Source organism: Nostoc sp. CALU 546 (genome assembly GCF_048836525.1).
Genome location: NZ_JAWJTF010000171.1, coordinates 1 through 10194, shown reverse-complemented (window position 1 = coordinate 10194; position 10194 = coordinate 1). Strand labels below are relative to the sequence as shown.

8 protein-coding genes and 1 pseudogene are annotated in these 10194 nt (G+C 38.8%); all 9 read right to left on the bottom strand.

Going from position 1 to position 10194, the window contains the following annotated elements; all coding sequences use genetic code 11:
• Positions 1–272: 272 nt before the first annotated feature.
• Positions 273–1328, bottom strand: a complete 1056-nt coding sequence (gene hppD / locus RRG12_RS40620; RefSeq protein WP_420763097.1) for a 4-hydroxyphenylpyruvate dioxygenase — start codon at positions 1326–1328, stop codon at positions 273–275.
• A gap of 106 nt (positions 1329–1434) precedes the next feature.
• Entirely contained in the window at positions 1435–2139 is a 705-nt protein-coding gene (locus RRG12_RS40615) for an SDR family oxidoreductase (RefSeq protein ID WP_420763096.1), read from the bottom strand.
• 627 nt (positions 2140–2766) lie between these two features.
• A complete protein-coding gene (locus tag RRG12_RS40610; protein WP_420763098.1) occupies positions 2767–3381 on the bottom strand; it encodes an NYN domain-containing protein in 615 nt (204 codons plus the stop codon).
• A gap of 48 nt (positions 3382–3429) precedes the next feature.
• Positions 3430–3513, bottom strand: a pseudogene (locus RRG12_RS40605) (transposase-like zinc-binding domain-containing protein); the annotation flags it as partial.
• A gap of 189 nt (positions 3514–3702) precedes the next feature.
• Positions 3703–4482 (bottom strand): phosphate ABC transporter ATP-binding protein, encoded by a 780-nt coding sequence (locus RRG12_RS40600; protein WP_420763095.1) that lies wholly within the window; start codon positions 4480–4482, stop codon positions 3703–3705.
• A gap of 1383 nt (positions 4483–5865) precedes the next feature.
• Positions 5866–6660, bottom strand: a complete 795-nt coding sequence (pstB, locus tag RRG12_RS40595) for a phosphate ABC transporter ATP-binding protein PstB (protein ID WP_420763094.1) — start codon at positions 6658–6660, stop codon at positions 5866–5868.
• Positions 6654–7577 (bottom strand): phosphate ABC transporter permease PstA, encoded by a 924-nt coding sequence (gene pstA, locus RRG12_RS40590; protein ID WP_069069878.1) that lies wholly within the window; start codon positions 7575–7577, stop codon positions 6654–6656. Before pstA ends, pstB begins: the two co-directional genes overlap by 7 nt.
• Before the next feature lies 1 nt (position 7578).
• Positions 7579–8493 carry a phosphate ABC transporter permease subunit PstC gene (gene pstC, locus RRG12_RS40585; RefSeq protein WP_420763093.1) on the bottom strand — a complete coding sequence of 305 codons (915 nt, stop codon included), beginning with the start codon at positions 8491–8493 and terminating at the stop codon, positions 7579–7581.
• Between the two features lie 111 nt (positions 8494–8604).
• Positions 8605–9618, bottom strand: coding sequence for a PstS family phosphate ABC transporter substrate-binding protein (locus RRG12_RS40580; RefSeq protein WP_420763092.1), 1014 nt, complete (start codon positions 9616–9618; stop codon positions 8605–8607).
• Positions 9619–10194: the final 576 nt, after the last annotated feature.

The window sequence follows — 10194 nt, the reverse complement described above, 5'->3', positions numbered from 1 at the left end:
AGTTTTTGAACCTCTTTTATTGAATATAAGTTTTAATTATAAAATAGGTATTATTTAGAACTAACTTCTACTGAGTGTCTACTTAGCGATCGCTCTTTAGCAAAACTTTGCGATTTACTGAATATGCTTGGGTTAAGGCTAAAACTCTTTTTTTGAGTTTACTAAGCTGTTCCATATTTAAGTTGCATAATTAGGGCGGGCAAGATGTCCACCCTCACAAGAGTTATGTTTAATTCGGTTATACAAATTGAATATTTTTAGCTTATCAGTAGTTATTGCAAAGTACCGCGTTTGATTTGTTCGCTTTCAATAGCTTCAAATAAAGCGCGAAAGTTTCCTTCCCCAAAACCTTGAGCTTGGAAACGACGCTCAATAAACTCAAAGAAAAATGTTGGCTGCTCAAAAATTGGCTGGGTAAAAATTTGCAGTAATAAGGGTGCGGTATTTCCTCCCTCTAAAGGAGTATATTCTTGCCAGTCCACGAGAATTTCTTGTTGGGCGATCGCTTCCAGTTCTAGAGGTGATAGTGTTAGTCCTGGACGCTGTTTTAGCTGTGAATAGTAGGTTTGGGGAACTGAGAGTAAGGATAAACCACTGGCACGAAATTTAGCGATCGCACTTACAAGATTAGTCGTCCGTAAGGCAATATGCTGAATTCCTGCGCCCTGGTTGACATCTAGAAATTCCTGAATTTGAGAATTTCTGGAAGCCGGTTCATTAATTGGCAATTGGACGCTACCGTTACGCGAAATCATCACCTGGCTGTGTAAAGCTGAACGATTGGTTTTAATTTTAAATGCTTGCTGGGGTTGAAAATCTAGAATGTTTTCGTACCAAGCCACAGCACGCTCTAATTCACCAACTGCTACATTCAGCACTACGTGATCTATGGCGGTAAAAGTGTTGTCATTTGTCTTTTGTCCTTTGTCAAAAACTAATGACCTTTCTATCAACGTATGAGTAAGTCCACCCCAAGCGGCAATTTTGCCACATTTGATGAATGCCGTACCCACCTGGCGTTCCTGGACGGGTTGTAAGATTGTAGCACCGTGTTTTTGAGCTAGTGCGATCGCAGTTTCTACATCTTCCACAGCAAAAGCAACATCTGCTACACCAGGTGGATATTGACGCAGAAACTCAGCTACCGGACTTGTGGGTAACAGTGGTGAAGATAGAAAAAAGCAGACAGCACCATTTTTCACCACTTCTGTACAAGTGTGGAATGAATTACTGCGATCGGTTACTGGTTGAAAACCAAGATGGTGTACAAACCAATCCCGCCATACTTTGGCATCTTCTACATAGAAATGAACGTGATCAATTTTCATAGATACTGAAAATCCAGCATAAAAGTTTATATATCTGTAAATTTTGCCTTTTTTGCTAGATTTTCACGTCTTTCCTAAGCAAGAAATATGTAGGCGCACTCCCTCTTTAAAAGAACAGATGACTATCAGGTTGAATGTTAATTTCCATTGGCACAGCTTGCGGTTCGGCAGAAAGGGCAAAGAAAATAGCATTGGCAGCAGTTTCAGCACTGAGCATTTTTTTTCGGTCTACTTTTAGGTTGACGTTATCCCAAAAAGGAGAATCTACCCCACCAAAGTAGAATAGCGTGAACTTGATACCAAAACGTTTGAGTTCCTCCGCCATGCACTTGCTAAAACCGACAACACCAAACTTAGAAGCAGAATAAGCCGCTGCCATCCCCATCGAATGCTTACCCAAAATTCCTACCACATTACAAATGTGACCAGACTTGCGCTTTTGCATCTCTTCAGCAGCCGCCTGAGTGGTGTAAAAGCTGCCTTTTAAGTTGACATCTAACATCTTGTCTAAATCAGCGGGTTCCAGGCTGTTGTAGGGCTTGAGTATACCAGCACCAGCTGCATTAACTAAAATATCGATTTGACCAAACTCAGCGATGGTCTTTTCTATCAAAGTATCTACCTGTTGGGGATCAGTAATATCAGTGGGAACGGTCAAAACTTGCCCTGGTAAATCATTTGCCAGTGTTGTTAAACGAACCGCATCTCTCGCAGCCAGTACTAACCGGACTCCCGTAGGCGCAAGTTTGTGTGTTAAAGCTGAACCAATACCACCAGTAGCACCGACAATAACAACGACTTTATCTTGCATCGTATTATTTACATTTCTTTACATCTGTTTACATAATACTGAATTACAGGCTCAGATTGTACGTAGACATCAAGAAAGTATTTACTCGCAGAGTACTGCTGTTACTTCGTATTCCTTGCCATTTGCTTTTAATGTAAATGTGGGAGACGATTTTAGATATTTAAGAAAACTAGAACCTAAGTTTAATTCTTGAATAATTGAATTGGGTGATTTTCCGGTAGTTTTCCGTAACTCTGAGCCTAGCAGAGACACAGATAATTTAGTTTGAGGAGATTTTCTTTGTGTATCTTGAATAATTTTTAATAGTAATTTATCTAATGCTTTTTCATTAGTAACTGTCGCAAAAGCTTCTTTTTTTACTTCTTCAATAGATTCTGTAAAAGAGTTATCTAAGACAGAAATTAATTTATCATTTTCTGGTTGACTCGAATTATTTTGAATATTGATATCACATTTTTCTTGAAATAACGTCGCAACATCTACTAGCCTGTTTAATTGGGCATTGATTAATTCCTGTTCACTTTTAATTAAATCTTGATTTTTATCAACAACTTTTACTTTTTCTAAGGATGGAACTTCTGTTGTAACTGCTAAGGAGTAATGAGTTAATTTGCCAGAATTACGATTTTATATATGTAAAGTTTGCCCTTGTCTACGTACCCAATAGACAATCAATCCTTGGTTTTGGAGTTCGTTACAGAGATGAATTAAAATTCCATCGCTAGAACAAACTAATATTTCTTTAACTGTTGGATAAGAGCGTAAAATACAAGCACCAAATGCAATCATTTTTGCATCAGCACTATTTTTACCTTCAGGCACATGGATAAGTTGATAGCCACGGTTATATAGTTCAATATCTTGCTTCCCAATACTGGGATTTCTCCAGTTAGCAAATGCAATTTTAACTTGGAGAGGATACTCACAAATACTAGCTAAAAATAATTCAGAATTAATATCTAATTTTAAGTTTTCTGCATCCAAAAGCAGAAGAGAGATTCCTGTTTGTAACTTCTGTTTAATTTCATCTTTTTGCTGATTTTTCAGGATCAATTGGCTGAACACAGCAGATTCTAGCCAATTAGACGATAATATAGTTTGCAGCAGTTCTTCAGCTAAAATAAAATTAAAAGAACCAAGACCTTTCTCTGTAGTTTTTTCTTCTGGCAGGTTTTTTACTAAAGAAAGTTCCGCTGTATCAGTCATAGATACTTTAGTATGACCATTGTTGTTAGCAAGCAAGTCACTTTCCAAGGAATGAGGAAATGCAGGCTCAAGGAATTGTTTACCACAATTTTTGCAGAGGTAATTCTGCTTGTCATTGTGACGACCATTTTTATAATATGAAGTAGATTCGCACAGAGGACATTTCATCTTGTGATTCAGGTGGTCTAAAAAAGATACCTGTCTTTAAGTATATAGTATAAAAAAAGACTGTCAACGTCAGTTCATATTGCTCAACACAAGAAAAACTCAAAGCAAGCGGAAATTAAATTTAATCCTCATTTCTGCTTGCTTGTACTATTTCATAGCTCTCTGAATAGCTAGAATTTAAGAAATACTTCAACTAACGCGGGCGAAAACATAGTCACGAGTACGACAATCCACAGGGTTAGTAAAGATTTTATGTGTAGTACCAAATTCAACCATTTGAGTAATACGATTTTCATTATTATAAAAGAAAGCCGTAAAATCAGATAGGCGAGTAACTTGCTGCAAATTGTGAGTAACAAGCACAATTGTCAACTCAGAGCGTAAGTTATGGATCAAATGCTCAATTTTCGTACTACCAGCAGGATCAAGACCTGAACAAGGTTCATCCATCAATAAAACATTCGGTTTGACCGCTAAAGCACGGGCAATACATAATCTTTGTTGTTGACCACCAGAAAGCTCTAAAGCAGATTTATGCAGCTTATTTTTCACTTCATCCCAAAGTTCGGCAGCTTTGATGGCAGATTCAACAATCCCATCTAATTCTACTTTCGGATGCCATCCAACTAATTTCACGCCATAAGCTACATTATCGTAAACGCTCATAGGAAAAAGATTTGGCTTGGGAAAAACCATACTCACTTGGCGACGTAAGCGATTTATGTTGATCCGCCGCTCATAAATACTTTGTCCGTAAAATTCTACTCTTCCTTCAACCTTCACATCTCCTTCTAATTCAGTCATGCGATTTAACGATTTAAGAAAAGTAGACTTGCCACAACCACTAGAACCAATAATTGCCGTGACTTGGTTTTGGTAAATATCCATTGACACGCCTTCAACTATCTTTTGAGTGTCGTAATAGAAGCTGAAGTTTTTGACTCTGAGGGCTGGAATTAGTTTACTCATATTCCCAAAACGTGTGAAAGAAAACTTGATTCAGTAAAACAGTACAAATCAGCAATGCTGTTTCACTATGTTACTCCCAAAATGAGATATTCATGGAAATTACGTAGCTATACAGTAGTCATCCAGCAGATAAGTGGTTAGTAGATATTTATATAAGGCTGCGTCTCAAAATTGATTTTTTACAGACATTTTCTACCACTTTCTACACATTTACTAATACCTCTTAGTTAAGGGGGAAAGTAGAAAGATGGCTTGCTCTGACTCGTCATATCTTCATGACTTAACCCTTCTGACAAATTGATAAAAATATGACCAGTAAAAAACAAAGGGTATTTTAAAAAGCAAAATTGCATCTCATTTTTATAATTTTTGCTCTTTGTAATCCTACTTAATTGAATCATTAGATTAGTACCTCATCATTAAAAAGATTAGTTGCTAAAAAATGCCTCAATAATTATGATATTTTTAATTACCTTTTTCTATTGTTATAGTTCAGCTTGAAAAGTTTTGGTAATATTTAGATGGCGTATTTTCTTGTAATTAAAAACATTGGCTCAACTGCTATAAAATGTCGATTTTGTTTAGATAAAATAACTTTATTAATTAACTTTTAGGTGCTTGTTATTCAAGATAATAGGACTTACGCATTGACAGAAAATACCAAATATGGGTTCTTTGAAAAAGCACGTCTGTCGTAGGGGTTTAGCATTGCTAAACCCCTACAGATGACCATCGAAGAACGATTAATAAAAGGCTGAAACGACCCATTTTCGTATATGCATACCATGATTAAGTTGTACAGTGCGTAAGTCCTAGATAATATAGAAGAATATGTAAAATTCAACAACTATTTTCAGTCTTTGGAAGCTATGTCTGGGTTAAACTAAATCTCGGAACGGGCAAAATCCCCTTGTTAAATAAATGTAGGGCAAACTTCCGCTACAGTGTACTAGTTTACTACCATCGAAATATCTGTGAAAGTTAAAAGTACGGAATGTGGGTTTGAAATGCTTGTATGGTCTATGTTTTAAGATTTTTTGTTATATCCTCAGCCTCAGAGACTCACTAGATACTTAAAAACTCTAATCATCATTAATAGGACTTACGCAAAACTACACGCGGTAGGGGCAATTCATGAATTGCCCCTACCGTCAAATCAGGGTTTTGGCTATTGTTTGCGTTAGTCCTAATTAAATTTCCTACGAAAAGAAAAAATAAAGCGCCTGTCGATCGCAGGCGCTTTTTCGCAACTTTAAAGTGATTATCATTCTTAGCTGAACTTGCTCTATTTTCGCAAAGTGCGATCGCTCTGTCCAACCCATATATCGCTTGAAGGGGCGAGAAACCAGATATAGCAAGCTTTGAGTTTTCTATAAAATATTCTTATCCAAAACGACCATTCACATAGTCTGCCGTTTGTTGCTTCAAGGGGTGATTAAAAATCTTTTCTGTCCGATCAAATTCCACCAACTCACCTAAATACATAAACGCAGTGTAATCAGAAACACGAGCGGCCTGCTGCATATTGTGAGTGACAATCAAAATCGTCACCGTTTCTTTTAATTGATCGATCAACTCTTCAATGCTGGCGGTAGCTATGGGGTCTAAGGCTGATGTCGGCTCATCAAATAGAACAATCTCAGGGTCAGTCGCCAAAGCGCGGGCGATACACAATCGCTGCTGTTGACCACCAGAAAGGTTAAAAGCTAAATCATTCAAGCGATCCTTGACTTCATTCCACAAAGCTGCTTCATGCAAAGCTTTCTCTACTTTTTCATCAAGGACTGCACGTTTCGATTCACCCCGCACCTTCAAACCGTAAGCCACATTTTCATAAATGGACTTAGGAAAGGGATTAGGTCTTTGAAACACCATACTAATCCGCATCCGTACCTCAATTGGGTCAACTTTATTACTGAGCAGGTTAATCCCATCTGGCTCAAGAGTGATTTCCCCCTTATAGCTATTTCCAGGATATAGATCGTGCATTCGATTGAAACAACGTAACAGGGTGGTTTTACCACATCCAGAAGGACCAATCAGCGCTGTTACTTGTTTGTCACCCACTGACATATTAATGTCTTTGAGAGCGTGGACTGTTCCACCGTAGTAGAAATTTAGATAATTGACCGAAGCTTTGATGGATTTTTCTAGGGTTGATGACGCAGTTTCTACCATTTGATTTTTTTGCGTAAACGATAGCGGATATAAATTGCCACAGCGTTCATAGCCAAAGTAATGGCAATTAGAACAATACCTGCTGCTGCTGCATTCACCTGAAACTCAGCTTGGGGACGAGATACCCAATCGAACATTTGAATGGGCATAACTGTAAACGGAGCGAGTAACCAAGAGAATGAGATGTAGGGAAACTGCCCAGTAATTGGTGGTTCTGGTAAGAAGGCTATAAATGTCAGCGCACCAATAGTAATTAGGGGTGCAGTTTCACCAATCGCTCTTGCCAAGGCAACAATAATACCAGTGAGAATTGTGCCTGTTGAGTAAGGCAAAATATGATCCCAAATCATTTGCCACTTAGAAGCCCCTGTTGCATAAGCAGCTTCACGGATACTATTTGGTATAGCACGCAGAGCTTCACGGGTAGAAACGATCACCACTGGTAAAACCAATAACGCCAAGGTAAACCCAGCGGTAATAATACTTCGACCGAAATTGAACCCATAAACAAATACACCCAAAGCCAAAAGTCCGTAAATAATCGACGGAACACCAGCTAAGTTGGTGACATTAATTTCAATTACATCAGACAACCAATTTTTTCGGGCATACTCTTCTAAGTAAATACCTGATGCTATGCCGATGGGTATGGCTACTAAAGACGTTACAAACATTACTAATAATGTTCCCACCCAAGCTGAGAGGATGCCTGCTTCTTCCGCCCTGCGACTAGGAAACGAAGTCAAAAATTGCCACGAAAGACGTGGAAAACCATCGGTGATTAAATCAAATAATAGTGCCAGTAATGTGACAATACCAAACAGCATTGACAAGATGCCAATAATGTTGAAAATATATTGCGATCGCTTATTCCGGCTAATAGTCTTACGGACTTCTTGAATATTAAGAGTTGTCATATCAATAAATTTCTCGATAGCGCTTGGTGAGAAAATGACCAATGATGTTGAAGACTAAAGTCATTAAGACTAACGTCAGTCCAACTGCAAAGATAGTCTGATATTCCAGGCTGCCATGAGGTAGGTCGCCGAGACTCACCGATACAATGTAGGCTGTCATGGTAGCGGCTGGTTCCATCGGGTTAAGGGTCAAGTTTGGTTGTCCACCCGCAGCAATAGCCACTATCATCGTTTCACCGATCGCACGAGAAATACCCAAAATGTAAGCCGCAGAGATCCCAGAAATAGAAGCTGGTAATACGACTCGCAAAGCTGTCTGGAAGCGGGTAGCCCCCATTGCATAAGAAGCCTCGCGTAGATGTGCGGGTACTGTACGCATGGCATCTTCACTCAAGGAACTGACATAAGGAATAATCATAATACCGATGACGAGTCCCGCACTTAACATACTAAAACCAGGTAAATCTGGCAGAATTACCTGCAACAGCGGTGTGAGAAATAAGAGCGCAAAATAACCGTAAACTACTGTGGGAATACCCGCCAACAATTCTAAAGCTGGCTTGACAATTTCCCGAACGATGGGTGAAGCAAATTCACTCAAGTAAATAGCAATAATAGTACCTAGCGGTACTGCCACTAATAAAGCAACAAATGTAGTGACTAATGTTCCTGTCACCAACGGCAAAATACCGAAATGTTTATCATCAAATAAAGGTGTCCATTGAGTATCTGTAAGGAATTCCCATAGAGATACTTGTTGAAAAAATAGAATAGATTCGTAAAATAAGATACCAAGAATTGCTACTGTAGTTGCCACAGAAGAAAGTGCCGCTAGAAACAAGACAGACTCTATTGCCCGTTCTTGCAAATCACGCACTAGCTTTCGAGAGAGTTGAGTTTGTTTTACACTACTCATGCTGGGATGCGATCGCTCCTTGGATGATAAATTTAAATAGACAAAGAGAGGTACTACACCTCCCTTTGATAAATTGCAGATTTTGAACTAATTCAAAAATCACAATTAGGCTTATTCTCTGGCTTCACGGCTTAACAATTCTTCAATTTTCAGCCCAACTGATTCTTGACCACCAAAAATCGTGCCATATCTCTTCTTACTGAAGTGATTCTGGGCGGTAGTGTATGCTGACGCTGGCAGGGGAACGTATTTTACTTCTTGAGAAAACTTAGCTGCATTTTGCAAGTAAAATTGCACAAACTGCTTGACTTGTGGCTTGTCAATAGACTTGGAACTAACATAGATAAAAATGGGACGAGATAGCGGACTGTAAGTGCCATTTTTAACTGTTGTTTCCGATGGCAATACGCCGTTAACTGGCACTGCCTTCAGTTTATTTTTGTTTTCTGCGTAATAAGCATAGCCGAAGTAACCAAGGGCGTTCTTATCACGGCTAACACCTTGCACAAGTACGTTGTCATCTTCGCTTGCAGTAAAGTCACCCCGGCTAGACTTCGATTTGCCAACAACAGCTTCGGTAAAGTAGTCAAAAGTTCCAGAGTTTGCACCAGGGCCGAACAACTTTAGAGGTGCATTGGGGAATCCGTTACGAACCTGATTCCAGTTGTTGACCTTGCCTTGTGCCCCAGGTTCCCAAATTTTCTTCAATTCGGCGACTGTAAGATTTTTTGCCCAGGAATTTTGGGGGTGAACCACCACTGTTAAAGCATCATAAGCTACTGGTAGTTCGACATAACGAATACCCGCAGCTTTGCAAGCATCGATTTCTTTTTGTAGGATGGGACGAGATGCACCAGAGATGTCTGTCTCGCCACGACAGAACTTTTTGAAGCCGCCGCCAGTACCAGAAACGCCTACTGTAACTCTCACTCTACCGCTTTGCGCTTTTTGGAAGTCTTCTGCTGCTGCTTCCGTAATTGGGAAAACAGTGCTAGAACCATCAACCGTAACTGTGCTGACGCTTTGGGAATGAACCGCAGATATTGATAGACCAAATGTAGCGGTTACTATTGAGACTAGACCTAATACTGTCAGGCTGTTAAGCTTAAAGTTCATCTTGTTCATAACAAAATTCCTAGTTTGCTGGACATTGAATTTCCGCTAATTCACCTCAAGACATAACTACTTTTTCAAGTTAAAAGTTTAGTGAATAAACGGAATGTCCATAGTCAAGAAGATGACATGATTAGTTAATGCGTGAGTTAAATTTTAGTTAATTAAAGGTTAATCATAATTGATACATTTATCGGGCACAATATAGCCAGAGTCAGCTATGTAAGCAGCAAATACGAATATGTCAATCTAAGAAATATGTAAACTGCTTTTTATTGATTTGGAATAGCTGGTTGATTTACGTCGTGATGTACTATATGACTTAATATTTGATGTTTGAAAAAACTCAGTACAACTCAAAGATGCTTCTTTCCCATTGTTAATTGTGTATTGCCTGTTTAAGCAAGTAAGTTCAAAAATAAAAGCGCATTCCTATAGATTTCTCACTTAATTGCAGAGCAGAAGTTATATCATGTTTGCTTGATTGCTTATTAAATCCGAAGAACCCCACCCCACCAGCTACGGTGTACACACAAGTCAAAAAAAGATCAATTTCTCATTGTTCGTTGGTTTATCTCGTTCCTATGC

Coding starts and splice junctions, on each gene's coding strand:
- hppD (WP_420763097.1), bottom strand. CDS start 1,328: ATGAAAATTGATCACGTTCATTTCTATGTAGAAGATGCCAAAGTATGG.
- RRG12_RS40615 (WP_420763096.1), bottom strand. CDS start 2,139: ATGCAAGATAAAGTCGTTGTTATTGTCGGTGCTACTGGTGGTATTGGT.
- RRG12_RS40600 (WP_420763095.1), bottom strand. CDS start 4,482: ATGAGTAAACTAATTCCAGCCCTCAGAGTCAAAAACTTCAGCTTCTAT.
- pstB (WP_420763094.1), bottom strand. CDS start 6,660: ATGGTAGAAACTGCGTCATCAACCCTAGAAAAATCCATCAAAGCTTCG.
- pstA (WP_069069878.1), bottom strand. CDS start 7,577: ATGACAACTCTTAATATTCAAGAAGTCCGTAAGACTATTAGCCGGAAT.
- pstC (WP_420763093.1), bottom strand. CDS start 8,493: ATGAGTAGTGTAAAACAAACTCAACTCTCTCGAAAGCTAGTGCGTGAT.
- RRG12_RS40580 (WP_420763092.1), bottom strand. CDS start 9,618: ATGAACAAGATGAACTTTAAGCTTAACAGCCTGACAGTATTAGGTCTA.